Origin of the sequence: Pyxidicoccus caerfyrddinensis, assembly GCF_010894405.1 — a bacterium.
In the GTDB taxonomy this organism is placed as follows: Bacteria; Myxococcota; Myxococcia; order Myxococcales; family Myxococcaceae; genus Myxococcus; species Myxococcus caerfyrddinensis.
This window is the reverse complement of sequence record NZ_JAAIYA010000002.1, coordinates 137,572-162,269: the sequence shown is the minus strand read 5'-3', so window position 1 is coordinate 162,269 and position 24,698 is coordinate 137,572. Positions and strand designations below refer to the sequence as shown.

At 71.1% G+C, this 24,698-nt stretch carries 22 protein-coding genes and 1 tRNA gene; 12 read left to right on the top strand and 11 right to left on the bottom strand.

From position 1 onward, the window contains the following. Positions 1-25: 25 nt before the first annotated feature. From G4D86_RS04270 to G4D86_RS04255, 4 genes are all read right to left on the bottom strand, one after another. Positions 26-568 carry a hypothetical protein gene (locus G4D86_RS04270; RefSeq protein WP_163989654.1) on the bottom strand — a complete coding sequence of 181 codons (543 nt, stop codon included), beginning with the start codon at positions 566-568 and terminating at the stop codon, positions 26-28. A gap of 96 nt (positions 569-664) precedes the next feature. Next, a complete protein-coding gene (locus G4D86_RS04265) occupies positions 665-1,813 on the bottom strand; it encodes a hypothetical protein (RefSeq protein WP_163989653.1) in 1,149 nt (382 codons plus the stop codon). 187 nt (positions 1,814-2,000) lie between these two features. Then, positions 2,001-2,073, bottom strand: a tRNA-Phe gene (locus G4D86_RS04260). 89 nt (positions 2,074-2,162) lie between these two features. Further along, complete coding sequence (locus tag G4D86_RS04255; RefSeq protein WP_163989651.1) at positions 2,163-2,972, bottom strand: sigma-70 family RNA polymerase sigma factor; 810 nt, start codon at positions 2,970-2,972, stop codon at positions 2,163-2,165. 119 nt (positions 2,973-3,091) lie between these two features. Between G4D86_RS04255 and nhaR the strand changes: the two genes are divergently transcribed. Next, on the top strand, positions 3,092-3,991 hold the full coding sequence (nhaR, locus tag G4D86_RS04250) for a transcriptional activator NhaR (protein ID WP_163989649.1): 900 nt from the start codon (positions 3,092-3,094) through the stop codon (positions 3,989-3,991). Between the two features lie 18 nt (positions 3,992-4,009). Here nhaR and G4D86_RS04245 read toward each other — a convergent pair whose 3' ends face one another. After that, on the bottom strand, positions 4,010-5,608 hold the full coding sequence (locus tag G4D86_RS04245) for an amidohydrolase (RefSeq protein WP_163989647.1): 1,599 nt from the start codon (positions 5,606-5,608) through the stop codon (positions 4,010-4,012). A gap of 110 nt (positions 5,609-5,718) precedes the next feature. Then, positions 5,719-5,937, bottom strand: a complete 219-nt coding sequence (locus G4D86_RS04240) for a hypothetical protein (protein ID WP_163989645.1) — start codon at positions 5,935-5,937, stop codon at positions 5,719-5,721. A 219-nt stretch (positions 5,938-6,156) separates the two neighbouring features. On the opposite strand from G4D86_RS04240, the gene G4D86_RS04235 reads away from it, so the two are divergent. Genes G4D86_RS04235 through G4D86_RS04225 form a run of 3 tightly spaced genes read left to right on the top strand, consistent with a single transcriptional unit; the run spans position 6,157 to position 9,672 of the window. Further along, positions 6,157-7,467, top strand: coding sequence for a glycosyltransferase (locus G4D86_RS04235; RefSeq protein ID WP_163989643.1), 1,311 nt, complete (start codon positions 6,157-6,159; stop codon positions 7,465-7,467). A gap of 1 nt (position 7,468) precedes the next feature. Further along, positions 7,469-8,836, top strand: a complete 1,368-nt coding sequence (locus G4D86_RS04230) for an NfeD family protein (protein ID WP_163989641.1) — start codon at positions 7,469-7,471, stop codon at positions 8,834-8,836. Beyond that, the gene (locus G4D86_RS04225) at positions 8,833-9,672 is read left to right on the top strand and encodes a slipin family protein (RefSeq protein WP_163989640.1); all 840 of its coding nucleotides are present in this window, start codon (positions 8,833-8,835) and stop codon (positions 9,670-9,672) included. Before G4D86_RS04230 ends, G4D86_RS04225 begins: the two co-directional genes overlap by 4 nt. Positions 9,673-9,690: 18 nt before the next feature. Here G4D86_RS04225 and G4D86_RS04220 read toward each other — a convergent pair whose 3' ends face one another. Continuing rightward, entirely contained in the window at positions 9,691-10,176 is a 486-nt protein-coding gene (locus G4D86_RS04220) for a DUF2721 domain-containing protein (protein WP_163989638.1), read from the bottom strand. 205 nt (positions 10,177-10,381) lie between these two features. Here G4D86_RS04220 and G4D86_RS04215 point away from each other — a divergent pair, with 205 nt between their 5' ends. The 4 genes from G4D86_RS04215 to G4D86_RS04200 all read left to right on the top strand — a co-directional run bounded on the left by G4D86_RS04215 (position 10,382) and on the right by G4D86_RS04200 (position 15,150). Next, on the top strand, positions 10,382-10,888 hold the full coding sequence (locus tag G4D86_RS04215) for a MerR family transcriptional regulator (RefSeq protein WP_163989636.1): 507 nt from the start codon (positions 10,382-10,384) through the stop codon (positions 10,886-10,888). After that, a complete protein-coding gene (locus G4D86_RS04210; RefSeq protein WP_163989634.1) occupies positions 10,885-13,545 on the top strand; it encodes a VIT domain-containing protein in 2,661 nt (886 codons plus the stop codon). The genes G4D86_RS04215 and G4D86_RS04210 overlap by 4 nt, the downstream gene beginning before the upstream one ends. A 116-nt stretch (positions 13,546-13,661) precedes the next feature. Further along, positions 13,662-14,771, top strand: coding sequence for a hypothetical protein (locus G4D86_RS04205; RefSeq protein WP_163989632.1), 1,110 nt, complete (start codon positions 13,662-13,664; stop codon positions 14,769-14,771). A 19-nt stretch (positions 14,772-14,790) separates the two neighbouring features. Continuing rightward, complete coding sequence (locus G4D86_RS04200; RefSeq protein ID WP_163989630.1) at positions 14,791-15,150, top strand: hypothetical protein; 360 nt, start codon at positions 14,791-14,793, stop codon at positions 15,148-15,150. Here the strand turns inward: G4D86_RS04200 and G4D86_RS04195 are convergent. Further along, entirely contained in the window at positions 15,119-15,946 is an 828-nt protein-coding gene (locus G4D86_RS04195) for an SDR family oxidoreductase (RefSeq protein WP_163989627.1), read from the bottom strand. The two genes, G4D86_RS04200 and G4D86_RS04195, sit on opposite strands and share 32 nt — an antisense overlap. Positions 15,947-16,104: 158 nt before the next feature. Between G4D86_RS04195 and G4D86_RS04190 the strand changes: the two genes are divergently transcribed. Next, on the top strand, positions 16,105-16,959 hold the full coding sequence (locus G4D86_RS04190) for a S1C family serine protease (RefSeq protein WP_163989625.1): 855 nt from the start codon (positions 16,105-16,107) through the stop codon (positions 16,957-16,959). A gap of 3 nt (positions 16,960-16,962) precedes the next feature. On the opposite strand, the gene G4D86_RS04185 is transcribed toward G4D86_RS04190, so the two are convergent. Further along, positions 16,963-17,268, bottom strand: coding sequence for a YkvA family protein (locus G4D86_RS04185; RefSeq protein ID WP_163989623.1), 306 nt, complete (start codon positions 17,266-17,268; stop codon positions 16,963-16,965). Positions 17,269-17,357: 89 nt separating this feature from the next. Further along, positions 17,358-18,410 (bottom strand): ABC transporter ATP-binding protein, encoded by a 1,053-nt coding sequence (locus G4D86_RS04180; protein ID WP_163989620.1) that lies wholly within the window; start codon positions 18,408-18,410, stop codon positions 17,358-17,360. Between the two features lie 105 nt (positions 18,411-18,515). On the opposite strand from G4D86_RS04180, the gene G4D86_RS04175 reads away from it, so the two are divergent. The 3 genes from G4D86_RS04175 to G4D86_RS04165 are packed head-to-tail and all read left to right on the top strand — an operon-like array spanning position 18,516 to position 21,417. After that, positions 18,516-19,199, top strand: coding sequence for a nuclear transport factor 2 family protein (locus G4D86_RS04175; RefSeq protein ID WP_163989618.1), 684 nt, complete (start codon positions 18,516-18,518; stop codon positions 19,197-19,199). 11 nt (positions 19,200-19,210) lie between these two features. Continuing rightward, positions 19,211-20,047, top strand: a complete 837-nt coding sequence (locus G4D86_RS04170) for a PfkB family carbohydrate kinase (RefSeq protein WP_163989616.1) — start codon at positions 19,211-19,213, stop codon at positions 20,045-20,047. 53 nt (positions 20,048-20,100) lie between these two features. Continuing rightward, positions 20,101-21,417, top strand: a complete 1,317-nt coding sequence (locus tag G4D86_RS04165) for a glycoside hydrolase family 2 TIM barrel-domain containing protein (RefSeq protein ID WP_163989614.1) — start codon at positions 20,101-20,103, stop codon at positions 21,415-21,417. Between the two features lie 418 nt (positions 21,418-21,835). Here G4D86_RS04165 and gyrA read toward each other — a convergent pair whose 3' ends face one another. Beyond that, the gene (gyrA, locus tag G4D86_RS04160; protein WP_163989612.1) at positions 21,836-24,628 is read right to left on the bottom strand and encodes a DNA gyrase subunit A; all 2,793 of its coding nucleotides are present in this window, start codon (positions 24,626-24,628) and stop codon (positions 21,836-21,838) included. Positions 24,629-24,698 lie beyond the last annotated feature (70 nt).

Here is a 24,698-nt window from a genome sequence, read left to right as displayed (position 1 = left end):
CGACGTGGGGACGTCCGGGGTGTGCTCAGGCTCCGAGTACGCCGCGGAGCACTTCCTGGAAGTAGTTGATGCTGCCCGTGTGCGTGGAGAAGTGCCGAGCGGACTGGTGGAGGCGCTCGACGACGGCCTCGAACTCCGCCTGGCTGACGTCGCGCAGGGACATATAGAGGCGCACGGCGCCCTGCAGATGGGAGAAGAGCGGGTTGCGGTCGGTGCCGTCGGGGCGGCGCAGGAGGTGGCGGTAGAGCCGCTCGAACTCCTGGTCCGTCTCCGTGTTCCGGGTGGCGCGGCAGTAGCCCGCGGCCGTGGCCTCGATGAGCATGAAGAAGGGCTCGTACTCGGGGGGCGGGGCCTTGGCGAAGCTGGGGGGCTGCCTGTTGCCAGTCCACAGCTTGGAGATGGGCTGGAGCGTCACGTGCGCGAGCTGCTCGCCAGCACGCACCTGGGCGCGCTCGCCCACGGGAATCACGTGCTTCCCGTCCTGCCACTCCACGGCCACGTACAGGCGGTCCGGCTGGTCCACCTTCACGCCCGCCTTCTCCAGCTCCGCCACGGCATTCGCGTCCATCTCGTTCCATCCCTCCGACGAACGCTGCGTATCAGGAGCCGCTCCGGTCCGCCACGAGGTATCCGAGGTGGAGTCCGTTGCCCGACGGGGGCATGGCTATCCCTCCTCGACGCCCTCCAGGCGCGCGAGGAGCGCGGGTCTGCGGGCGTTCAGTTCCCGGAGGATACGGACTCGTGCCGAGAACTCCGCCGCCCTTCCCTGGCGTCGGGCCACCTCTCCCAGGTCCTTGAGGAGCTGGATGCCCACGTCGTAGCCACCGGGCTTCCGGGTAGCGAAATGAGCATCCACCTCGTTCCAGGCGGCGGACTCACGCGCGGCGAGCGCCCGGAGCGCCTTCTCGCGCACCTCCGCCAGCTCACGCTCGCGCCGGGCCTGCTCGCGCGCCTGCATCTGCATCACGCGCTTCACCTGCCTCTCGTGCAGGACCCGAGCGGCCTCGCGCAGCCCGCCCACGGTGCGCGGGGAGGTGGGGGCTCGAGGTGCGGGTGCCCGTTCCTTCCGGAAGCGCTGAAGCAGCTCCGCGCCGAGGAGGGAGTCCTGCCCCTCCATGAGGCGCACGAGCAGGGCGTCCTTCTCCCGGAGGGGCAGGGCCTTGACCCAGGCGGCGAGCACTTCACGCGAAGGGGACAGTCGGGCAGGCGCCTCCGGGCTGGCTGCGAGCGCCACCTGGAGCAGGTCCAGGTCGATGTCGAGGAAGCGGGCGAGGGAATCCAGAGCGCCGGACAGTGACTTCATTCCGGGAGGTACGGGAGGCTCGACCTCCTTGTCATCCAGATGGCCGGCCGCGACCGCGCGGAGCCAGCCGAGATAGAGACAGCGCAGGTCGCCCGCAAGCAGGTCCGAGCGCACGGGCAGCAACTCCGCGAGCCCCGGCGCCTCCATGTCGTCCCACTCGCCGGCTTCATCCTGGACAGCGAAGGTCAGGATGACGTGCTCCCGCGTGGTCTGGAGAGAGAGCCCCTGTTCATCGGTGAGGTAGGGCGCCGCGAGCTTGGGGTCGAAGAGCTTGCGCGGCAACCGGAGCATGAAGACGCGGGTGCCCCAGTTGGCCGTGTAGACGTGAGCGTCGAAGTACCGCTCCATCATCTGGTGCGGTGAACCCTTGAAGTCCCCGTAGTGGTAGACGTTGGTGAAGCGGGTGGCGGAGATCTCCGCGCGGGTGGACAGCGCACGCAGCTCGGCCTGCTCCTTCGAGGTGAGCGGCCTGTCGACAGCCTGGAACTCATAGTATTGGTACTCGCTCATACTACCCGTAGCGTAGTCCAGGAGCTGGCCCGCGTCCTGGAGCCCTGGCTCTTCCACGAGAAGTACCTTCTCGATTCGAGCCTCACCGAGGACGAGCTGCGCCGCTGGGAGCGCCGGCTTCTGGACTGAGCCAGAAACGTCAAAGGCCCCCGGACTTGCGTCCAGAGGCCTTGGAAGTTGCGGGAAGTGCCCAGAGCCGGAATCGAACCAGCGACACGGGGATTTTCAGTCCCCTGCTCTACCAACTGAGCTATCTGGGCGTGTGGGTCGCCGCGAGAAACAGCGCCCTCATAGCGAGCCCATCCCTCACCCGTCAACATCCATTTTGACGGGCCCGCTCGCTCTGCTCTCAGGCCGCCAGGGACATCGCCTCGCCGTCCCAGGGCGTGAGACTCGCCGTGAGCCTGCGGCGCAGCTTCGCCCGCAGCGCCTGTTCGATCTGCCGGATGCGCACCGCCGTCACCCCGAAGCGGCGGGCCAGCAGCTCCGCGCTCGCTCCCTCGTCCACCAGCATCCGCTCCTCCACCAGCGCCCGCTCCCGCGCGTCCAGCTCCGGCCAGGCCTCCTCCACGCTCTCCCGCAGCTTCATGGCCCACTCCGCCCGCTCCACCACCTGCTCCTGCGTCTCCCACTCCGACTCCAGGCCCTCCAGCCGCGTCACCTCACCGTCCGGCGTCACCGGCGCGTCCAGCGACACGTCCCGCCCCAGCGACTCCGCCGCCCGCGCCACGTCCTCCTCGCGCTTGCCCAGCGCCTCCGCCAGCCGCCTCGCCACCTCCGGGTGCCCCTCCCCCCACCGGGCCTCCAGCCGCGAACGCTCGCGCCGCAGCTGGAACACCACCCACGGCGCCCGCCCGCCCGCCATGCTCCAGTTGCGCCCCACGTACGCGCGGATCCGCGCCCGAATCCACTGGTTCGCGTACACCGCGAAGGGGATGCCCCGGTCCTCGAACCGCCCCGCCGCCTCCATCAACCCCACGTTCCCCTCCCCCACCAGCTCCTCCAGCGGCAGACCCGTCCACCGGTACTTCCACGCCAACCGCTGCACCAGCTCCAGGTGCTCACGCACCCGCGCCTCCACCACCTCGCCCGATGCCCTCGGCACCGAGACCTCGAGCTCAGGGGACTCGCTGGACATGCTCTGGTTGACGGCTTCCATGGACCTCCTCCGGTCTGCTCCCCGGGGGACTCCCCGCGGAACGCAGAGAAACCTAAGGCCCGGAGGTCCATAAGAAAATGAGGTAGTTTGAACGTAATACTTAGGTTATCTCTATGGGTATGAGCTGGCTCAACTACCACCATCTCCTGTATTTCTGGACGGTTGCGCGGGCGGGCAGCATCGCCAAGGCGAGCGAGGAGCTGCACCTGGCGCAGCCCACCATCAGCAGCCAGCTCAAGCTCCTGGAGGAGTCGCTCGGCCACAAGCTCTTCGAGCGACAGGGCCGCAAGCTCGTCCTCACCGACGTGGGCCGCACCGTCATGCGCTACGCGGACGAAATCTTCCGCCTGGGCAACGAGCTGAAGAACGTCGTCTCCGGCATGCCCGCCGGTCAGCAGCTCCGGCTCAACGTGGGCGTGCTCGACGTCATCCCCAAGCTCGTCGCCGAGCAGCTCCTCAAGCCCGCGCTCGAGGCCGGCCCGTCCCTGCGCATCATCTGCCGCGAGGGCCCCCTCCCCCAGCTGCTCGCCTCGCTCGCCCTGCACGAGCTGGACGTAGTGCTCGCCGACGCGCCCAGCTCCGAGCCCGTCAGCGTCCGCTCCTTCAACCACCTGCTTGGCAAGAGCGGCGTGTCCTTCTTCGCCGCCGGCAAGCTCGTCCAGCTCAAGAAGGACTTCCCCCGCTCGCTGGACGGCGCGCCCATGCTGCTGCCCTCGGATGAGTCCTCGGCGCGCCGCTCGCTGGAGCTGTGGTTCGAGCGCCAGGGCCTGCGCCCGCTCATCGCCGGGGACTTCGACGACAGCGCGCTCCTCCAGGCCTTCGGCCAGCGCGGGCACGGCGTCTTCGCCATGCCCACCGCCATCGAGGCCGAGGTGGAGCGCCAGTTCAACTGCTCCGTCATCGGCCGCACCGACGAGCTCGAGTCCTGCTTCTACGCCATCACCGTCGAGCGCAAGCTGCGCCACCCCGCCGTCGTCGCCATCGCCGAGGCCGCCCGCTCGCAGATGTTCGGCGGGTGAGCCACCGCGGACCGCCGCTCAGCCCACGTCAGGCGCGCGGTACACCTCCGCGCCCGCCACCACCGTGGCCACCACCTGCGCGTCCACCAGCGCCCGCGCCGGCCCCTCCAGCGGGTCCACCGACAGCGCCACGAAGTCCGCGTCCAGTCCGGGCACCAGCCTCCCGCGCCGCGACTCCTCGAAGGACGCCCACGCGGGGCCCACCGTGAAGCCCTCCAGCGCCTCGGGCGCCGTCAGCCGCTCCTCTGGCCTCCATCCGCCCTCCGGCCGGCCCGCCGCGTCCTGCCGCGTGACGGCCGCGTACAGCCCCGCCAGCACGTCCGGATTCTCAATCGGAAAGTCGCTGCCCAGCGCCAGGTGCGCCCCCGCGTCCCGCAGGCTGCGCCACGCATAGGCGCCCTTCAGCCGCTCCGCCCCCAGCCGCGCCTCCGCCCACGTCATGTCGCTGGTGCAATGCGTGGGCTGCACGCTCGCCACCAACCCCGCCGCGCCCAGCCGCTGGATGTCCTCGAGCGTCAGAATCTGCGCGTGCTCCACCCGGTGCCGCAGCGCCTGCGTGCCCGTGTCCGCTGACGCTCGCAGCAGCACGTCCAGCACCAATGTATTGGCACGGTCTCCAATGGCGTGGATGCACACCTGGAAGCCTCTCGCCATGAAGGCCCTTGCGCGCGCCTCCAGTTCTTCGGGCGGCATCAGCAGCAGGCCCCGCTGTCCGACCTCGTCGCAGTAGTCCTCGTGCAGCGCCGCGCCCCGGCTGCCCAGCGCGCCGTCCGCCAGGAACTTCACCGAGCGCATCGCCAGCATCCGCCCCTGCCACGGGCCCTGCTCCAGGTACGTGTGCCGCTCGTCGCCCTGCCCCGCCGCCATGGCGTACACGCGCAGGGGCAGCTTCCCTGCCGCGTCCCACTCCTGGAGCAGGCGGAACGCATCCAGGTCCATGCCCGCGTCGTGCACGCCCGTCAGCCCCACCTGCGCGCAGCGCTCCAGCGCCGCCTTCAGCCGCGTCTCCAGTTGCTCCCGCGTGGGCGACGGAATCACCGCGGCCACCACGTCCATCGCGTTGTCCACCAGCACACCCGTGGGCTCGCCGCGCGCGTCCTTCAGGATGCGGCCTCCGTCGGGGTCCGGCGTGTCTCGCGTGATTCCCGCGCGCCGCAGCGCCTCACCATTCACCCACGCCGCGTGGTGGTCCACCCGCGTGAGGAACACCGGCGTCGTGGGGAAGCGCGCGTCCAGCTCCGCCCGCCCGGGGAACGCGCCGCCGGGCCACTCGTTCTGGTCCCACCCCTTCCCCAGCAGCCAGTCACCCTGGAAGCTGGAGGCCGGAGCCTGTGACAGCCGGCGCACCACCTCGTCCACCGAGGGCGCCTTCTCCAGGCGCGCCGTCGTCAGGCTGCGCCCCAGCCCATGGATGTGCGCGTGCGCGTCCACCAGGCCCGGCACCACCGTGGCCGACCCCAGGTCCACCTCGCGCGCGTCGGGCCCCGCCGCGGCCTTCACCTCGGCGCGCGGGCCCACCGCCAGGAGCTTCCCGTCCCGCACCGCCAGCGCCTGCGCCAGCGGCCGCTCCGCGTCCAGCGTCCAGACGCGCTCCGCCAGATAGACCGTGGTCTCCACCGTGCTCCCTCCAGCTGTCCTTCGGCGCACCCGTGCCCGGGCGCCGCGCGCGAACTGTGCGCGAGCCGGGCGGTGGTGTCACGAGCGCGGTGGAGACACGGGCCGGAGCGCTACTCCGTCTCCGACGGGCCTGCGCTTCCGCTGCCGCCGTCCACGCCGGGCATGGGCCCGACGGGCCCGGCCGGTTCGGCCGGCACGTTCTGGATGGGCTCGCGCACCTCGGTCGGGCCCTGGATGGGCTCCTGGTTCTCCGTCCCGGGTGGCTGCGTCGTCTTGCAGGCAAGCGGGATGGCGGCCAGGCACAGGGCAATGAAGACGACGCGACGCATGGAGCCTCCAAATCAGATGGAGGGCCGGACCCTAGGAAGCAGGCCCTCCAGCCACAATCTGCGGCGTGCGGCCAACGTCCACCAGCGGATGCACGTCCCGCCGGACAGGCCCTCGCCCCGCGCGTCCGGCACCGACCCACCACCGGAAGAGTCCGGAAGCTCTTTCGCACCATGCGCACCGTTTCCCCAGGACGCACTTCCTCCCGGAGAGCAGGGGCCATGTTGGACGTCGTGGATGTCGGCAAACGCTCACTCGCGAGCTACCGCGGCGTCGCTCCCGACTGGCAGCTCGATGAGCTGCAGCACCTCTCGGAGCGCCTGCGCGGCGCGCGGTGCATGCACCTCAACGCCACGTCCTACGGCGGCGGCGTCTCCGAAATCCTGCGCTCGCTGGTGCCCCTCTACAACGACCTGGGCATCACCACCGACTGGAAGCTCATCCACGGCGACGAGGCCTTCTTCCAGGTCACCAAGCGCATCCACAACGGACTCCAGGGCGCGCCTGGCGAGCTCACCGAGAAGGACAAGGCCATCTACCTGGCCAACGCACAGCTCAACGCCAGCCGCCTCATCAGCGACTCCGAGGACTACGACTTCATCTTCGTCCACGACCCGCAGCCCGCCGTGCTCGCCGCCTTGTCCTCCCTGCGCGAGTCGCGGTGGATATGGCGCTGCCACATCGACACGTCCCATCCCAACCCCAGCTACTGGGAGTTCCTCGCGCCCTACCTGCGCGCGTACGACGCCGCCGTCTTCACCCACGAGGAGTTCATCCCCCCCGGGCTGCCCATCCAGGACGTGCACGTCTACGCGCCCTGCATCGACCCGCTCAGCCCCAAGAACTACCCGCTGCCGGAGGAGCTCGCCAAACACGTGCTGGAATGGATTGGCATCCGCACCCACCGGCCCCTCGTCACCCAGGTCGGCCGCTTCGACCTGTGGAAGGACCCGCTCGGCGTCGTGCGGGCCTACCAGCGCGTGCGCCCCCACGTGCCGGACCTGCAGCTCGCGCTCGTCGGCTCGCTCGCCCTGGACGACCCCGAGGGCTGGGACGTGTACGAGGAGGTCCGCGCCGCCACCGCGGGCGACAGCCTCATCCACGTCCTCACCAACCTCGTCGGCGTGGGCAACATCGAGGTCAACGCCCTCCAGGCGTTCTCCGACGTCATCATCCAGAAGTCGATACGCGAGGGCTTCGGGCTCGTCGTCTCCGAGGCCGCGTGGAAGGGCACCCCCGTCATCGGCGGGCGCGTGGGCGGCATCCCCCTCCAGCTCCCCGAGGGTGTCGGCGGCGTCCTCGTGGACACCATCGAGGAGTGCGCCGAGCAGCTCCTCCGCCTGCTGCGCCAGCCGGAGGAGGCCCGACTGCTCGGTGAGCGCGGGCGCGAGCACGTCCGCGAGAACTTCCTCATGCCGCGGCTCTTGAGGGACCACCTGCTACTGCTCGACCACCTGGCCACGGTGCGCCCCCTGCCCGCGCGCGACATCGTCCCCGCCTCCTTCTCCCCCGCGGCCATGCAGGGGGTGTGACATGCGTACGCGCTCGCAACAGAGACTCCACGGGGCGGCGCTGCTGGGCGTCCTCGCCCTGGTCCTGCTCGCGGCGGCGCCTCCTTCCGAGGCGCCGGGGCCCTCCGCGGGCGCGCGGCCCACCGTGGCCCGCTGCGAGCTGGATGGCGTGGTGGACGCAGGCTCCGGCAGCTACCTGAAGGACTGCGTGGCGCGCGCGGAGGCGGAAGGGCACGGCGCGCTGCTGGTGCGGCTGGACACGCCCGGCGGCTCGCTGGATTCCACGCGCGTCATCGTCCGGGCCTTCCTCGCCTCGCGCGTGCCGGTGCTCGTCTGGGTGGGGCCCTCCGGCGCGCATGCCGGCAGCGCGGGCGTCTTCGTCACCCTCGCGTCGAACCTCGCGGCCATGGCCCCGGGCACCAACATCGGCGCCGCGCACCCCGTCGTCGGAATCGAAGGGCAGGACCCGGAGGCGGCGGGCGGCAAGCAACTGGCGCGCAAGGTGGAGAACGACGCCGTGGCCTTCGCGGAGAGCATTGCCCGGCAGCGCGGGCGCAACGTGGCGTGGGCCGCGTCCTCCGTGCGCGACAGCGCCAGCGTCCCCGCGGAGAAGGCCCGCGAGCTGCGCGTGGTGGAGCACGTGGCCCCCACCGAGGAGGAGTTCCTCGCGTGGGCCGACGGGCGGCGCGTGGAGGTGGCGGGCGGTGAGAGCGTGCGGCTGGCCACCGCGAATGCGTCCGTCATCCCCCTGACGCCGAGCCTCTCGCAGCGCACCGTGCACGCGCTCGCGCACCCGTCCGTCGTCTACCTGCTGTTCCTCGTGGCGGCGCTGGGCCTGGTGGTGGAGATGTCGCATCCGGGGGCCATTGCGCCGGGGCTCATCGGCGGGGTGGCGCTGGTGCTCGCGCTGGTGGCGTCCTCCGCGCTGCCGGTGCGCACCGGGGCGCTGGTATTGCTGCTGGTGGGCGCGGCCCTCATCGTCGCGGAGCTGTTCGTCACCAGCGGCCTGCTGGGCGCAACGGGCGTGGTGCTGCTGGCGCTGGGCGGCCTGTTCCTCGTGGACCGCTTCGACCCGGGCTGGTTCGTGGACCGCTCCTTCCACCTGGCGTGGGAGTGGGTGGTGCCCACCACCGTGGTGCTCGCGGGGGCCGCCGCCTACGTGGCGTACCGGAGCGCGCAGACGCGCCGGCTGCCCCAGCAGGGCGGCGACGCGGGCCTCGTGGGCGAGCACGGCACCGCGCTGGCCTCCGTCAGCCCCGAGCAGGGCGAGGTGTTCGTCCACGGCGAGCGCTGGCGCGCCACGTCCCCCGCTCCCATCCGCCCCGGCGCGCCCGTGGTGGTGCGGCGCGTGGAGGGGCTCATGCTGTTCGTCGACGAGGTGAAGACATGATCAACATTACCGGGCTCATCGGCACGCTCATCCCCGTCGCCATCATCTTCCTGCTCTTCCTCTCCGGGGTGCGCATCGTCAACGAGTACCAGAACGGCGTGGTGTTCCGGCTCGGGCGCTTCGTGGGACTCAAGCGCGCCGGCTTCCGCTGGCTCATCCCCTTCGTGGAGCGCATGGTCATCATCGACCTGCGCACGGTGGCGCGCGACGTGCCCCCGCAGGACGTCATCACCCGCGACAACGTCAGCGTGAAGGTCAGCGCCGTCGTCTACTTCCGCGTCATCCACGCCGACAAGGCCGTGCTCCAGGTGGAGGACTACCTCTACGCCACCAGCCAGCTCGCCCAGACGACGCTGCGCGCGATTCTGGGCCAGGTGGAGCTGGACCAGCTCCTCAGCGAGAGGGACCGCGTCAACCGCGACATCCAGCGCGTGCTCGACGCGCACACCGACCCGTGGGGCATCAAGGTCTCCAACGTGGAGGTGAAGAACGTCGACCTGCCGGTGGAGATGCAGCGGGCGATTGCGCGCCAGGCCGAGGCCGAGCGCGAGCGCCGCGCGAAAATCATCGCCGCCGAGGGCGAGCACCAGGCCGCCGAGAAGCTCGCCATGGCCGCCGACGTCATCAGCCGCAACCCGGCCACGCTCCAGCTTCGCTACCTTCAAACGCTGGTGGAAATCACCACCGGCGGCAACCACACCATCCTCCCCATCCCCCTGGACCTGCTGCACATGGTGGGCCTGCACCGGCCCGTCGCGAGCACTGCTGAGCGTCCGAGTGACGGCTACGGCACCGAGGAGGAGGAAGGGCCGCCCGTCGGGGGAATGTCCTCCTGACCTTCCGAGCCTGGCGCTTCAGTCGGAGGGCGGCGGGTCGGACTCCTCGAACAGCTCCCGCCGCTCCAGCGCAATCGCCCGCCGGCCCAGCCGCACCGACGCGAGCGCGAGCACCGCCATGCCCCCGAGCAGCACCACGCCCAGCGAGAAGGACACCATCGGCAGCAGCTCCGGCACGTCGATGTCGCGCTTGGCGAGGTACAGCAGCGACGTCACCACGAAGGCCAGCAGCGCCGAATAGGTGAAGCGAATGGCCCGCGCGAGGATGGCGTGGCGCCTGTCCAGGATGGCCACCTGCTCGCGCAGCATGGCGCGCCTCGGGTCCCCTTCCGGCAGCAGCCGCCACTCGCGCGCCAGGTCCCGGACGAGCGAGGACATCCGCGAAATCTGGTTGTCCAGCCCCGACACCAGGGTGCCACAGGCCGACACCATCACCGCCGGCGTCACCGCCATGCCGATGAGCCGGATGGACGAGAAGTCCACGCCTTCCGAGCCGCCAGTCATGCCCTCCCCTGTTCCACCCCTCCCCCGGCGACGCAACCCCGCCCGCCACCAGCACGCGGCTTCTCGACAGTAGGCGACGCCTCATCCCGACAGTAGGACTGGCGAGGACCAGCGAGGAAAGAGCTGGAAGACCACCTGCCAGCACGACCGACAAATCGACAGTGGTAACTTGACACCATAACTGTCGCCTCTTACTGTCCAGGTTGTGAGCACGCCCAAGACACAGACCGAATGGAAGTTGGCGGAGCTGGCCGAGGCGGCGGGCGTCTCGCCGCGCACGGTTCGCTACTACGTCCAGCGGGGGCTGCTTCCCGCACCGCCCTTCCGGGGGCCGGACACCGTGTACGGCGAGGAGCACCTGCTGCGGCTCAAGGCCATCCGCGTCCTCCAGGCGCGGTTCCTTCCCCTGGACGCCATCCAGGTGGAGCTGCAGCGCCTGTCCGCCGACGAGCTGCGCAGGCTCGCCGAGTCGGACACCACCCCGACGCCACCGACGTACGGGCCGTCGACGCCCGGCGTCATCACCGACGCACAGGTGCTGACGCCCCCGGTGGTGGGCTCACGGCCGGCGGTAATGGCACGCTACCAGCGGTGGGAGCTGGCCCCCGGGCTGGAGCTGCACGTGTCGGAGGGGGCCGACGCGAAGGTCCGGGCGCTCGCCGAGAAGGTGCGCGCCCTCGTCGAAGAGTTCCAGGAAAGGGAGACGTCATGAAGACGGAGCAGGCCGGGCTGTACACGAGCGAGGGCGCGCAGGTCCCCCTCCAGGGCGTCGAAGTAACGGGTGAGCTGCTGGGAGGCCATGCGCGGGTGCGCGTGCGCCAGCGCTACCGCAACGAAGAGAAGCGCCCGGTCGAGGCCATCTACACCTTCCCGCTGCCTTCCGACGGCACCCTCTCCGCCTTCTCCATGACGTGCGCCGGCCGCCGCGTGGAGGGCGTAGTGAAGGAGCGCGAGGAGGCCTTCCGCACCTACGACGACGCCGTCACCGCCGGCCATGGCGCCGCCCTCCTGGACCAGGAGCGCCCCAACGTCTTCACCGCGCAGGTGGGCAACCTCCTCCCCGGCGAGGAGACGGTGGTGGAGGTGGAGTTCCTCCAGGCCGTCACCGCCGAGGAGGGCTCCGTGCGCTGGATGCTGCCCACGCTGGTGGCCCCCCGCTACATCCCCGGCAACCCTTCCGGGGACCGCACCGGCCACGGCGGCATGGACCCGACGAGCCGCGTTCCGGACGCGGACCGGATTACGCCTCCCATCGGCGAGGTGCACTACGGCCTGCGGATGGACCTGCTGGTGGACCTGGGCCGCGAGGTGGTGGTGGAGAGCCCGTCGCACCCCATCACCGTCAACCGTGAGAGCGGCACGCGGATGCGCGTGGGCTTCTCGCGGGGCGAGGTGTCGCTGGACCGGGATTTGGTCCTGAGCCTGCGCAGCCCGGACTCGAGCGCGGTGTTCACCCCGCTCGTCACGCACCGCAAGGACGGCGCGGAGGCGGGCACCTTCGCGCTCACGGTGATTCCGGACCTCCTGGCCATGGCGTCCGCGCCGCCGAAGCAGGAGGTGGTCTTCGTGGTGGACGTCTCCGGCTCCATGGCCGGTGAGTCGCTTCCCCAGGCCCAGGCCGCGCTGCGGCTGTGCCTGCGCCACCTGCGCGAGGGCGACCGCTTCAACGTCATCGCCTTCGAGAGCAACTTCCGCAGCTTCCAGCCGCAGCCGGTGCCCTTCACCCAGCGCACGCTGGAGCAGGCGGACCGGTGGGTGGCTGCACTCCAGGCCGACGGCGGCACGGAGTTGCTCCAGCCCATGCAGGCCGCGGTGCGGACCGCGCCGGACGGCGTGGTGGTGCTGCTGACGGACGGGCAGGTGGGCAACGAGGACGAAATCCTCAAGGCCGTGCTGGCCGAGCGGAAGACGGCGCGTCTGTACTCGTTCGGCATCGGCACCAACGTGAGCGACGCGCTCCTGCGGGACCTGGCGAAGCAGACGGGCGGCGCGGTGGAGTTCATCCACCCGGGCGAGCGCATCGACGACAAGGTGGTGGCGCAGTTCTCCCGCGCGCTCGCGCCGCGCGTCACCGAGCTGCAGGTGAGCTTCGACGGTGTGGAGGGCACGGAGCTGTCTCCGTCCGAGCTGCCGCCCATGGTGGACGGCGTGCCCTGGACGCTCTTCGGCCGCTACCCCACGCCGGGCACCGGCAAGGTGACGCTGCGCGGGCGCTCGGGCCGTGAGCCCTTCGCGCTCACCGTGCGCGTGGACTTCCCCGCGCTGTCGGACCGGCCGGCGGTGGAGAAGTTGTGGGCGGCGGAGCGCATCCGCGGCTGGGAGGCGGCGGGACTCACCGGCCGCCGCGCCGAGTCCATGAAGAAGCGCATCGTCGACCTGGCCGTCGCGCACCAGATTGTCACCCGCTACACGTCCTTCGTCGTGGTGGAGGAGCGCACGGCGGAGCGCCGGGCGTCGGGCCAGCCGGAGACGCGCGTCGTCCCGGTGAATGCGCCGGCCGGCTGGGACATGTTCGGCACGGCGAAGCAGGAGGAGTCCGCGGACGGCGCCCCGACGCATGCGGGGAAGCTGCGCAGCCGGGGCGGACCGGGTGCGCCGCCGCTCGGGGGCAGCAGGCCCCAGGGCAGGCCGGTGCCCGCGCCCGCTTCGGCCGGGGCTGCCTTCGCGCCTCCGCCCGCCATGGCCCCGGCGCCCTCCCCCGCCAGAGTCGCGAGGGCGGCGGCCTCCGTCGCGCCCATGAAGGAGATGAAGGACATGAGCAAGTCCGCCCCCGCGAAGAAGAAGGGCGGCTTCTTCTCCGGCCTCTTCGGCGGCGACGACGAGGCGGAGCGGGGCATCTCCCTGCAGGAGTCCGCGGCACCGCCGGAGCCCCTGATGGATGCGGCCTACAGCATGGACGAGGACGACCTGTCGGAGCCCGGCGCCATGTCGTTCGAGGGCCTCCACGCGGCGGAGGCGCCCGCGGCCCTCTCCCGCGATGAAGGCGGCTCGGGCGTGGAGGCGCTGCTGGGGCGGCAGCTCGCCAACGGCCTGTGGGACGGCGGCGGGACGGGCCCGGAGCCAGTGCGCCAGGCGCGCGCCACGGCGCTGGCGCTGCTGGAGCTCCTGCGCGAGGGCATCACCAGCAGCCACCCGCTGCACGGCGCGCAGGTGAAGAAGGCGGTGGAGGCGCTGCTGTCGCTCGCCGCCGGCCTCACCGGCGAGCCGCAGGTGGCGGAGCTGGCGCTGGGCGTGGCCTGGCTGGTGGCGGCGGGCCCGCGCACCCGCGGCCGCATCGAGCAGGCCGCGAAGCCGCTGGCCGGCCTCAACGGTCGCATGGGCAACGAGGTCGCCCTGCGGCAGCATGTGGACGCGCTCGCCGCGCGCTGAAGCACGCGGGGCAGGTGGCCTCCCCGAGGTCACCTGACACCCCGTATCCACGAGCCCGGCCCCTTCGCACGGAGTTGCGCGAGGGGGCCGGAGTCCTCGCGTAGAGTGCGCGCAAGATGACGCTCACCACGCTCCTCCTCGTCGCCCTCTCCGCCGCCCAGGCCACGCCCCCCGCGGATGCGCCCCGGGACGCCGCCACCGTCACCGCGCCGCCCCTGGTCCCCACGCCCGAGGCGTGCCCCTCCACGGCCGAGGCCGACTACACGGCGGGCTTCGATGCGCTGGTGGGTGGCAGGGACGAAGAGGCGCTGGAGGCCTTCCAGCGCGCGCTGGCCGCCTGTCCCCAGCACCCGTACGCCACCGAGCTGGTGCGGCTCGCGCGGGCGCGGCTCGCCCCGGGCGGCCGGCTGGCGCAGGCGGCGGTGAGCGAGCTGGGTCCCGAGGGCCGCTCGGACGGCGGGCTCGCGGCGATGACGGTGGTGCAGACGCTGCACGGCGCGGCACAGGGCATCCTCCTGTGCGCCATCGCCGAGTGCGGCAACCAGGGCTACGCGGCCGCGTCGCTGGTGGGCGCGGGCGCGGGCGCCGCCGCCACGCTGCTGCTCGCCCGGGAGGACGGAGTGACATCCGGCCAGGCGGCGGTCATCAACTCCGGCACCATCTGGGGCTTCTGGTTCGGCGTCTCCTCGCTGGCCGCGCTGGACCTGCATGGTGATGACGCGCTCGCGGCGGCCATGCTCGGCGGCGCGAGCTTCACCGGCTTGGGCATCCTCCTGGCCACCACCGTGCGCCCCACCTCGGGCCAGGTGTCCATGGCCAACTCGGGCGGCCTGTGGGCGGGCGTGGTGATGGCGCTGCTGCTCGCCACGTCCGACAGCGACGACTCGCAGAAGTTCTTCGCCGTGGAGCTGGGCGCCACCGCCGTGGGCATCGCCTCGTTCGCGGTGGTGTCCACCCAGGTACCGGTGTCGCGCGGCCGCATGCTCATCATCGACGCGGGCGGCATCCTCGGCGGGCTGCTGGGGGCGACGGCCACCTTCGTCGCCGCGGGCGACGACGCGGAAGACTCCATCCTGGTGGGCAGCGCCGCAGGCGTCCTGGGCGGGCTGGGGCTCGCGGCCTATCTGTCGCGTGACTTCGACGTGCGCGACGCGCCCCAGGCGGTGCTGACGCCCGCGCTCCTCGGCCGCGACGGCGCGGGCGTGGCGCTGCTCGGCCGGTTCTGACCGCACGCGGGCGCAGGCCATGTCCGCACGCGAGCCCCGTTCCCCGCCGCCTGGCACGCCGGACGGGCGCTACTTCGTCGTGGACGGCCGGCTGTGGCGGTGCTCCAACCCCGCGCTCGGGCCAAGGCAGCGCCAGCTCCTCGTGGAGGTGCTGATGCGAGCGCGGCGGGACGTGGGCCGCGCGCTCCGCGCGAAGGACGCGGCGGCGGAGCGCAAGGCCCGGGACACCGTGCACCGCGCGAAGGTGGCGCTCGGGGAGCGGGGGCCGCCGTGGTGGACGGACGGGGCACCCGACTTCAACCGGCACCGCGTGGAGGGCACGCCGTATGCGGCGTGGTTCTCAGCGCTCAGTCCCGGGACAGGCCGTAGAGGGACATGACGAGTGCCTCGAAGGCGCGCGAGGGCAACACCCACTTCGCCATCACCGCCGCGCGCTGCACCAGCTTTCCCACCGAGTAGCGCACGCGCACGCGGCCGTGCTCCAGCAGCTCCAGCACCGTGCGCGCCACGTCCTCCGGGGGCACGCCGTCGCGCTCATCGGCTTCGATGGTCTTCAGCGCGGTCTCGAAGGGCGCGCGGTACGCGGAGCCCTGGCCGGACTGGCTCGCGAGCACGCGGTTCTCCGTGATTCGCGTGTGCACGTCACCGGGCTGCACCAGGGTGGCCTGGATGCCGAAGGGGGCCACCTCCTGGCGGAGACTCTCCGTCAGCCCCTCCAGCGCGAACTTGCTGGCGCTGTAGAGCCCCTGGAAGGGCAGCCCCACCGCGCCGCCCAGCGAGCTGATGTGGATGAAGAGGCCGGAGCGGCGCTCGCGCATGGACGGCAGCACCGCCTTGCACACGCGCAGCACGCCCAGCAGGTTGGTCTCGAACTGCTGCCTCGCCTCCTCGATGGAGGTGTCCTCCAGTGAGCCCGCCAGCGCATAGCCCGCGTTGTTCACCACCACGTCGATGCGCCCCTCCGCCGCCAGCACCGCGTCCACCGCGCGCCGCACGGAGTCGTCGCGGGTGACGTCCAGCTCCAGCCAGCGCCAACCCTTCGGTGCCTCCGTCAGCGGCTGGCGGCTGGTGCCGTAGACGGTGTGCCCGCGCTCGCTCAGCAGCTCCGCGCAGGCCCTGCCAATTCCAGAAGAGGCTCCGGTGATGAGTACGACCCTGCCCTGGGATGCGACCATGTCATTGCTCCGCAATCCCCCCAGGGCCCGCACAAACCATGGGCACTGCATGGGGACAAGGCACTGGAATGAACTGAAACGCGGAGTATGGGTTGAGCACGCTGCGACAGGGCCGGGGCTCGTCCGTTCGGTTGATGGAAGGATATAGAAGAGTCCCCATGGCCCCACTCTCCCGCCTGCTGCCACTGCTGTGCCTGGCCCTGCTCGCAAGCCCGCGGGCCCGCGCGGAGGACACGTCCGCGTTCGCGGTGCGGGTGAAGCCCTCCATCGTCCAGCTGGAGGCGCTGGGGCCCTCCGGCCAGGTGGTGTCCTTCGGGACGGGGTTCTTCATCTCCGAGGACGGGCTGGTCGCCACCAACGAGCACGTCGTGGAAGGGGCCCTGGAGATGCAGGCCCGGCTGCCCGACGGCAGCACGCGCAAGGTGCTCGGCTACCTGGCGCGCAGCCCGGAGCGCGACGTCGCGCTGGTGAAGCTGGAGGGCACGGGCTACCCCGCGCTGCCGCTCGGCGTGAACGTGAAGGTGCGCGAGGGCATGAAGGTGCTGACGATGGGCAACCCGCTCGGGCTCACCTTCAGCGTGTCCGAGGGCATCGTCTCCGCGCTGCGCCCGGACGGCCTTCCAGAGGCGCACCGGTACGCCGAGGCCGCGAAGCACGCGATGATTCAAGTCACCGCGTACAGCGCGGCGGGCGCGAGCGGCTCGCCGATTCTCTCCGAGGACGGCCAGGTCATCGCCGTGCTGCAAGGGGGCATGGGCATGTCGAGCAACCTCGTCTTCGGCATCCCCGTGGACGTGGTGGCGAAGCTGAAGGCGGACCTCGCGCCGGGCGCCGTGCCGAAGCCCTTCAAGGAGTTCCCCTTGAAGGGCGTGGTGGGCTCCGCGGTGTTCTTCGGGCTGCTCGCCCTGGCGTGGGCCTGGTCCAAGCGCCACGAGTGGCGCGTGGCCCGCCAGGTGCGCAGGGCGCGCAAGGCGCGGGCACCCGAGGCCCCCGCCGAGGAGTACCGGAACTGAGGGCTACACGGACTTGCGGACGCTGGGAGGCAGGCGCGAGCGCCCCTCCTCGTCCAGCGGAAGTCCGTCCGTGTCCTTCCACGGCTGGTGGCGCTGCACCTCGCGCACCACGAAGAAGGCCGCGACGGACAGCACGCCGATGTCGTCCAGCCAGCCGAGCACCGGGATGAAGTCCGGGAGCGCGTCGATGGGCGACACGAAGTAGACCACCGCCAGCACGCCAGCGAGCTTCCGCCAGAGCGACACCCGCGGGTCGCGCACGTAGCTGAAGAAGCGGGTACTCATGCCACGAAGGCCTGCGATGTTCATGCCCACCTCTACGCGTGAGGGGCCCGGGTGATTGCAGCCCCGGCCAGCCCCCAGCGTACGACGGTTGCCCGGTTGAAGGGCAGCCGGCCTCAGTCCGGACTGTCCTCCAGCACCACCGCGCGGCCCACGACTTCCAGGCGGGCCCGCGAGCCCGGGCGCAGCGGCAGCTCGGGCGCGCCGCGCACGGTGAGCTCCATGCCGCCGCAGGCCACGGTGTACTCGGCGCTGGGGCCCTGGAACTCGCGCGTGAGGACTTCCGCGCGCAGGGCGCCGCCCACCGCGACGGTGTCCGTGTCCGGCACCAGCCGCAGGGCCTCCGGCCGCAGCGACAGCAGCACGTTGCCCTTCGCGTGCCCCGTCACGGGGAGGATGCCGAGCATCGTCCGCGCCCCGTTGCCGAAGCCCACGCCGGGCAGCAGGTTGGTGCCGCCCAGGAAGTACGCGACGAAGGCGGTGCGCGGCGTGGAGTAGACGGCCTCGGGCGTGCCCACCTGCTCCACCTTGCCGGCGCGCATCACCGCGAGCCGGTCCGCGAAGGCCATGGCCTCGCCCTGGTCTTGCGTGACGAACAACACCGTGGTGCCCAGCGACTTCAGCGCCCGCCGCACCTCCACGCGCGTGGAGGCGCGCAGGGCGATGTCCAGACGGGAGAAGGGCTCGTCCAGGAGCAACACCCGAGGCCCCGGAGCGAGCGCGCGCGCCAGGGCCACGCGCTGCTGCTGCCCGCCGGAGAGCGCGTGCGGCATGCGCGCCTCGAAGCCCTCCAGGCCGAACGGCTTCAGCAGGGCGCGAGCGCGCGCGTGGGCCTCGGGACGCGGCAGCGCGGTGAGGCCGAAGGCCACGTTGTCGAGCACGGACAGGTGCGGGAAGAGGGCGGCGTCGTGGAACACCATGCCCACGCCGCGCTGCTCCGGCGGCACGAAGGTGCCCGGGCCCGCGAGGGTGCGGCCATCCAGGGTGAGGGTGCCCGCGTCGGGGCGGTCGAAGCCGGCGACGAGGCGCAGGGCCGCCGTCTTGCCGCAGCCGGACGGGCCGAGCAGCGCCACCACCTCGCCCGGCTCCACCGCCAGCGTGAGGCCATCCACGGAAGAGGCGCCGCTGGGAGTGCGCAGGGTGAGGGCGTCGAGCGAGAGGAAGGGCATGACGGAGCGCGGCGCACCCTACCGCGTTCGCTGACGCGAGCGTACCGGCGCGCGGCGGGATAGCCTCCGCGGCCGCAAGCCCACCCGCCGTCGCGGAGACACGCCATGCTTCGTCCGCTCATCGCAGCCTGTGCCGCCGTCCTGCTCGTCGCCCCCGTCGCCTCGGCGCAGCAGCCGCAGAAGCCCTCGCAGCCGCCGTCCGCGCAGCAGTCACCGCCGAAGCCGCCCGCCGCGCAGCCGCCGCCCGCGGCGACGGACACCACGCGCCCCAACTCGATGAAGACCGCGGGCGAGCGCACCCAGGCCGCGCTCCAGCAGGCGCCCGCCGCGAAGCCCGAGGACGTGCGCTCCATCGCGAGCCTCACGGCCGCGCTCTACGACGTCATCAGCGGCCCGGCGGGCCAGGCGCGCGACTGGCAGCGCTTCCGCTCGCTGTTCTATCCGGGCGCGAAGATGATTCCCGTCCGGCGCCCGAAGCCCGGCGCCGCGGGCCCCGGCATCTCTCCCATCACCCCGGATGACTACGCCACGTGGGGCGTGGACTTCTTCAACAAGCACGCCTTCTACGAGAAGGAGACGCATCGGGAGGTGGCCGGCTACGGCGACCTGGTCAACGTGCTCAGCGCCTACGAGACGCGCGAGGCCGCCGGCGGCCCGGTGACGTCCAAGGGCGTCAACAGCCTGCAGCTCGTCTTCGACGGCCAGCGGTGGTGGGTGCTGAACATCGCGTGGATTGACGAGAAGACCGCCGGGACGCCGGTGCCGAAGGACTTCGCGCGCAAGGAGTAGAACCCGGCCGCATGAGCCCTCGCGCTTCGTGTGACGTGCTCGTCGTGGGCAACTACTGCCACGACCTGCTGCGGCTCGGTCCGGGCCGGGAGACGCACGCGCTCGGGGGCTCGTCGGCGTACATCTCCTCGGTGCTGGAGGCCATGGGCGTGGACTACGCGGTGGCCGCCGTCGCGGGCGAGGACTTCCGGTACGCGGACCACGTCCGGCATCCACCGCGCATCGTCCCGGGCACGCGCACCACGCAGTTCACCGCGGAGCTGGGCCAGGGCGAGCGGGTGCTGCGCGTCAGCGCCCGCGCGGAGCCCATCCGCCCCGAGGACATCACCGTGGACGCGCGCGTGGCGCTGGCCTGCGGCGTCATGGGGGAGCTGCTTCCGGAGACGCTGGTCCGCGTCTCCGAGCGGACGCGGCACGTGGTGGCCGATGCACAGGGGCTCCTCCGCGCGCTGGATGGCGAGGGGCGCGTGCTCAACCAGCGCATCGAGGCGACGCCGTACGCCGCGCTCCTGGAGCGCATCCACGTGCTGAAGGCCAGTGAGGAAGAAGCCCGCGCGCTGGACGTGGAGCAGGTGCGGAGGCGCACGTGCCTCGTCATCACCCGGGGCGCAGAGGGCTGCACGGTGCTCACGGCGAAGGAGCGCATCGACGTGCCCGCCGTCCCCGCCGAGGAGGTGGACCCCACCGGGGCGGGAGACTGCTTCCTCGCGGGCTTCGCGCTGGGCCTGCTGCGGGAGTTGCCGCTCGCGCGGTGCGCGGAGCTGGCGAACTGGTTCGGAGCGCAGGCGGTGATGCAGGTGGGCGTGCCGAAGCTGGACGTGTCCGCGCTGCCGGCGTCGCTGCGCTGACGCGCCCGCCACGGTGAGCGGCGCACCGGGCATTCCTGGTACAAATGCAACGCATGAACCTGGCCCGCCCCACCGCCCTCGCGCTGCTGCTGGTGTTCGTCCTCGTTCCCACCGTCTCCGCTCACGCCGCCACCGCCATCGTGAAGAGTGGTGACGGCTGGCAGCTGCAGGTGGACGGGAAGCCCTATGTGGCCAAGGGCGTCACGTTCAGCGGCGGCCGCTCCGCGGACTACGAGAGGGACTGCGCGCGGCTCGCGGAACTCGGGGTGAACACGCTCCGCACCTGGGGCACCGGGACGGAGACACGGGTGCTGCTCGACGCCGCGCACAAGCACGGGCTCAAGGTGCTCGTCGGGCTCTGGCTGCGGCAGGGCCGCCCCGGTGCGGAGAGCGATGACTCCTTCGACTACCTCCACGACTCCAAGGGCATGAAGAAGCAGTTCGCGGACACGCTCGCCCAGGTCCGCGCCTTCAAGGACCACCCTGCCGTGCTCGCGTGGGGCCTCGGCAACGAGGTGCTCCTCAACTCGCCCGATGACGCTTCCAAGGAGGCCTATGCCCGCTTCCTCGAGCAGGTCGTCCGCGAAGTGAAGAAGCTCGACCCGGGCCACCCCGTCATCTCCGTGGACGCGTGGACTCTCGGCGTGCCGTGGTGGATGAAGTTCACTCCGTCCCTCGACGCGTACGGCATCAACGTCTACGGCGGCGGCATCCACGTCCTTCCCGGCGAACTCCAGAAGGCCGGCGTCACCAAACCCTGGCTCATCACCGAGTTCGGCGCCCAGGGCGAGTGGGACGCGCCCAAGGATGCGAATGGCATCCCCCACGAGCCGGATGATTCGCAGAAGTACGACGCCATCGTCGACGGCTGGAACAAGGCCCTCGCGCCGCACGTCCAACAGGGCCGCTGCCTGGGCCTGTTCGTCTTCAACTACAGCGCGTCGCTCGACCACACCGGGCTGTGGCTCGGCATGCTGTCGGGCACGTCCACCCGGCCCGCGTGGCACGCGGTGCGCGAGGCCTATTCCGGCCAGAAGCCCGCCACTGCGCTGCCCGCCATCACCCGCGTCAGCGTGGGCGAGGTGAAGCGCGAGAAGTCCGGCACCTTCGCCCAGGTCCAGGTCGAGACGAAGGACGCGGAGGGCACACCGCTCGACGTCTCCTTCGCCTACAACTTCCGAGGCGCCGCCACGCGCCACGAGCGCGACGAGGTGGTGCGGCTCCAGGCCACCCCCGGCCCTACGCCCGGCGCCTGGCTCGTGCGCATGCCCGCCGTGAAGGGCCCCATCAAGCTCTACGCGCTCGGGAAGGACCGCGCCGGCAACCTCGCGGCCGCCACCACCTCCGTCGCCCTGCCCTCCGTGCCCTGATTCAGGACGCGGCGGCTCCGCACTCCGCCCCTCCCTTCGGGAGGATTCGCGGAACGAACATTCCTTCCACGGCAACCGGCGGCCACCCAGGTCGGTCCCGTCTCGGAGGATTCGCGGAAGGAACATTCCTTCCGCCACGACCGGCGGCCTGCCCGGGTCGGTCCCGTCTTGGGGGGGATTCGCGGAAGGAAGATTCCTTCCGCCCGGACCCATCACCGGGCGGCCCGCCAGGGTCGGTCCAGTCACGGAGGCCTGGCGGAACGAACATTCCTTCCACGGCAACCGGCGGCCGGGCTGCCCCTGTCCACGGGCTCGACGCTCGGCACATGCGCCTCCACGGGTGCCTCCCACCCAAGCCAAAGAAAAACGCCCCCTCCCAGGTGGGAGGAGGCGTCGTTCACTTCAACCGTCCCGCGACTCAGCCCTCTTCTTCGGGCGACTCGGGACCGGTGGCGTCATTGTCCTCCGGCGTCTCGGACTCGTCCGACGAGGCAGGAGCCTCGGCCGCCTCACCCTCCACCGAGGCGCTGGCCTCGGCCGGGGCCGCCGCTTCCACCGGGGACACCGTCTCCTCGTCCTCGGAGGCCTCGCCCTCGGGGAGCTTGGAGATGGCCATCACCTTCTCCTGCTCGTTCTCCAGCGCAATCAGCCGCACGCCCTGCGTGTTGCGGCCAATGACGGAGATTTCCTTCACCCGCATGCGGATGAGCATGCCGCCGTTGGTGACGAGCATCACCTCGTCCGAGTCCTTCACCTGCAACAGGCCTACCACCTTGCCGTTCCGCTCGGTGGTCTTGATGTCGATGATGCCCTTGCCACCGCGGCCCTGCTGCCGGTACTCGGTCTCCTGGGTGCGCTTGCCGTACCCGTTCTCCGTCACCGTGAGAATCGTCGTCTCCGGCTCCACCACGTCCGCGCCCACCACCTCGTCGCCGTCCTCCAGCGTGATTCCCTTCACGCCGTAGGCCTGGCGCCCCATGGAGCGGACCTCCGTCTCCGGGAAGCGGATGCTCATGCCCGTGCCCGTCGACAGCAGGATGTCCTTGGTGCCGTCGGTAATCATCACCGACACCAGCTCATCCCCGTCGTCGATACCCAGCGCGATGATGCCGCTGGAGCGCACGTTGGCGAACGCGCTCAGGTCCGTGCGCTTCACCACGCCCTTCTTCGTGACGAAGAAGACGTACCGGCTCTCCGGGAAGTCGCGCGTCACCAGCACCTGCGCCAGCCGCTCGCCCTCGCCGAACTGCACCAGGTTCACCATGGCCTTGCCGCGCGACGTGCGGCTGGCCTGTGGAATCTGGTGCACCTTGAGCGAGTACAGCTTGCCCTTGGTCGTAATCGGCATCAGGAACGCGTGGGTGCTCGCCACGAAGAGCTTGCTGACGAAGTCGTCCTCCTTCGTCGCCGCCCCCGTCTTCCCACGCCCGCCGCGCTTCTGCGCCCGGTACTCCGACAGCGGCGAGCGCTTCACGTAGCCGGTGTGCGAGAGCGTCACCACCATCGTCTCCTCGGCGATGAGGTCCTCGCTCGTAATCTCATCCACCGCGCCGGTGATTTCGGTGCGGCGCTTGTCGCCGTAGCGCTCGCGAATCTCGAGCAGCTCCGCCTTGATGACGGTGAGCAGGCTGCGCTCGTTGGCGAGGATGTCCTGCAGCCGGGCGATGTCGCGGATGAGGTCGATGAGCTCGCGGAACAGCTCCTCGCGCTGCAGGCCGGTGAGGCGCTGCAGGCGCATCTCGAGGATGTTCTGCGCCTGCTCCTGGCTGAAGCCCGCGCCCTCGTACTTGTGCGCCAGCCCCTGGTAGGACGGCTCCTCGTTGCGCGCGCGCGAGACGAGCAGCTCCATCTGCGCCTTGGCCGCCGCGTAGTCGATGCGGTCCAGCTTGCCGAAGCGCTCGTGCTCGTACAGCGCGGGCGACAGGATGTGCATCAGGCCCCAGCGCGCCTCGTCCGGGTCCTTCGACGCGCGGATGAGGCTGACCACCAGGTCGATGAGGTCCTGCGCGACAAGCAGGCCCTCGACGATGTGCATGCGCGCCAGCGCCTTGCGCAGTTCGTAGCGGCTGCGGCGCGTCACCACGTCGCGGCGGTGCGCGATGAAGCGGTCCAGCAGCTCCTTCAGGTTCAGCGTGCGCGGCTGGCCCCCGTCGATGGCGAGCATCACGGCGCCGAACGTCGTCTCCAGCGGCGTCATCTGGTACAGGTTGTTGAGCACCACCTGCGCAATCGCGTCACGCTTCAGCTCGATGACGATGCGCATGCCCTGACGGTCGCTCTCGTCACGGATGTCGCTGATGCCCTCCAGCTTCTTCTCGCGCACCAGCTCGGCGATCTTCTCGATGAGCCGCGCCTTGTTCACCTGGTACGGAATCTCCGTGAAGATGATGGCTTCACGGTCCGCCCGCTTGGACGTCTCAATCTCCGAGCGCGCGCGGATGGTAATCTGGCCGCGGCCCGTCTCGTAGGCGCGGACGATGCCCTCGCGGCCGGTGATGATGGCGGCGGTGGGGAAGTCCGGGCCGGTGATGAACTCCATCAAGTCCCGGACGGTGCAGTCCGGGTTGTCGATGAGGTGCAGCGTGCCGCTGATGACCTCGGTCAGGTTGTGCGGCGGGATGTTGGTGGTCATGCCCACCGCGATGCCGCTGCTGCCGTTGACCAGGAGGTTGGGGAACTTGGCGGGGAGGACGAGCGGCTCTTCGAGCGAGTCGTCGTAGTTGGGACCGAAGTCGACGGTCTCCTTCTCGATGTCCGCCAGCAGGTCCTCCGCCAGCCGCTCCATGCGCACTTCCGTGTAGCGCATGGCCGCGGGCGAGTCGCCGTCCACCGAGCCGAAGTTGCCCTGCCCGTCCACGAGCAGGTAGCGCAGGCTCCATTCCTGGGCCAGGCGCACCATGGCGTCGTACACGGACGCGTCGCCGTGCGGATGGTACTTACCGATGACGTCGCCGACGACGCGGGCGCTCTTCTTGTACGCGCGGTTGTGGGTGTTCCCGAGGTCGTTCATCGCGAACAGAACGCGGCGATGCACGGGCTTGAGGCCGTCGCGCACGTCGGGCAGCGCGCGACCGATGATGACGGACATCGAGTAGTCGAGATACGAGCGGCGCATCTCGTCTTCGATGTTCACGGGGATGAGCTCCCCAGCGCTGCCAGGAGGCGGAGGCGCGGGGGGCGTTGCCGGCTTGTCGGTAGTGTCGTCAGCCATGAGCTCTGGAAGTGTCGAGGAGGGGCCCTCTCAGGGGGCCGCCGTCCAGTGGGTGAGCGTTCGTAACCCC

Coding starts and splice junctions, on each gene's coding strand:
- G4D86_RS04235 (WP_163989643.1), top strand. CDS start 6,157: ATGTTGGACGTCGTGGATGTCGGCAAACGCTCACTCGCGAGCTACCGC.
- G4D86_RS04255 (WP_163989651.1), bottom strand. CDS start 2,972: ATGGAAGCCGTCAACCAGAGCATGTCCAGCGAGTCCCCTGAGCTCGAG.
- G4D86_RS04270 (WP_163989654.1), bottom strand. CDS start 568: ATGGACGCGAATGCCGTGGCGGAGCTGGAGAAGGCGGGCGTGAAGGTG.
- G4D86_RS04240 (WP_163989645.1), bottom strand. CDS start 5,937: ATGCGTCGCGTCGTCTTCATTGCCCTGTGCCTGGCCGCCATCCCGCTT.
- G4D86_RS04190 (WP_163989625.1), top strand. CDS start 16,105: ATGGCCCCACTCTCCCGCCTGCTGCCACTGCTGTGCCTGGCCCTGCTC.
- G4D86_RS04165 (WP_163989614.1), top strand. CDS start 20,101: ATGAACCTGGCCCGCCCCACCGCCCTCGCGCTGCTGCTGGTGTTCGTC.
- G4D86_RS04265 (WP_163989653.1), bottom strand. CDS start 1,813: ATGAGCGAGTACCAATACTATGAGTTCCAGGCTGTCGACAGGCCGCTC.
- G4D86_RS04230 (WP_163989641.1), top strand. CDS start 7,469: ATGCGTACGCGCTCGCAACAGAGACTCCACGGGGCGGCGCTGCTGGGC.
- nhaR (WP_163989649.1), top strand. CDS start 3,092: ATGAGCTGGCTCAACTACCACCATCTCCTGTATTTCTGGACGGTTGCG.
- G4D86_RS04175 (WP_163989618.1), top strand. CDS start 18,516: ATGCTTCGTCCGCTCATCGCAGCCTGTGCCGCCGTCCTGCTCGTCGCC.
- gyrA (WP_163989612.1), bottom strand. CDS start 24,628: ATGGCTGACGACACTACCGACAAGCCGGCAACGCCCCCCGCGCCTCCG.
- G4D86_RS04220 (WP_163989638.1), bottom strand. CDS start 10,176: ATGACTGGCGGCTCGGAAGGCGTGGACTTCTCGTCCATCCGGCTCATC.
- G4D86_RS04195 (WP_163989627.1), bottom strand. CDS start 15,946: ATGGTCGCATCCCAGGGCAGGGTCGTACTCATCACCGGAGCCTCTTCT.
- G4D86_RS04180 (WP_163989620.1), bottom strand. CDS start 18,410: ATGCCCTTCCTCTCGCTCGACGCCCTCACCCTGCGCACTCCCAGCGGC.
- G4D86_RS04225 (WP_163989640.1), top strand. CDS start 8,833: ATGATCAACATTACCGGGCTCATCGGCACGCTCATCCCCGTCGCCATC.
- G4D86_RS04210 (WP_163989634.1), top strand. CDS start 10,885: ATGAAGACGGAGCAGGCCGGGCTGTACACGAGCGAGGGCGCGCAGGTC.
- G4D86_RS04185 (WP_163989623.1), bottom strand. CDS start 17,268: ATGAACATCGCAGGCCTTCGTGGCATGAGTACCCGCTTCTTCAGCTAC.
- G4D86_RS04170 (WP_163989616.1), top strand. CDS start 19,211: ATGAGCCCTCGCGCTTCGTGTGACGTGCTCGTCGTGGGCAACTACTGC.
- G4D86_RS04200 (WP_163989630.1), top strand. CDS start 14,791: ATGTCCGCACGCGAGCCCCGTTCCCCGCCGCCTGGCACGCCGGACGGG.
- G4D86_RS04205 (WP_163989632.1), top strand. CDS start 13,662: ATGACGCTCACCACGCTCCTCCTCGTCGCCCTCTCCGCCGCCCAGGCC.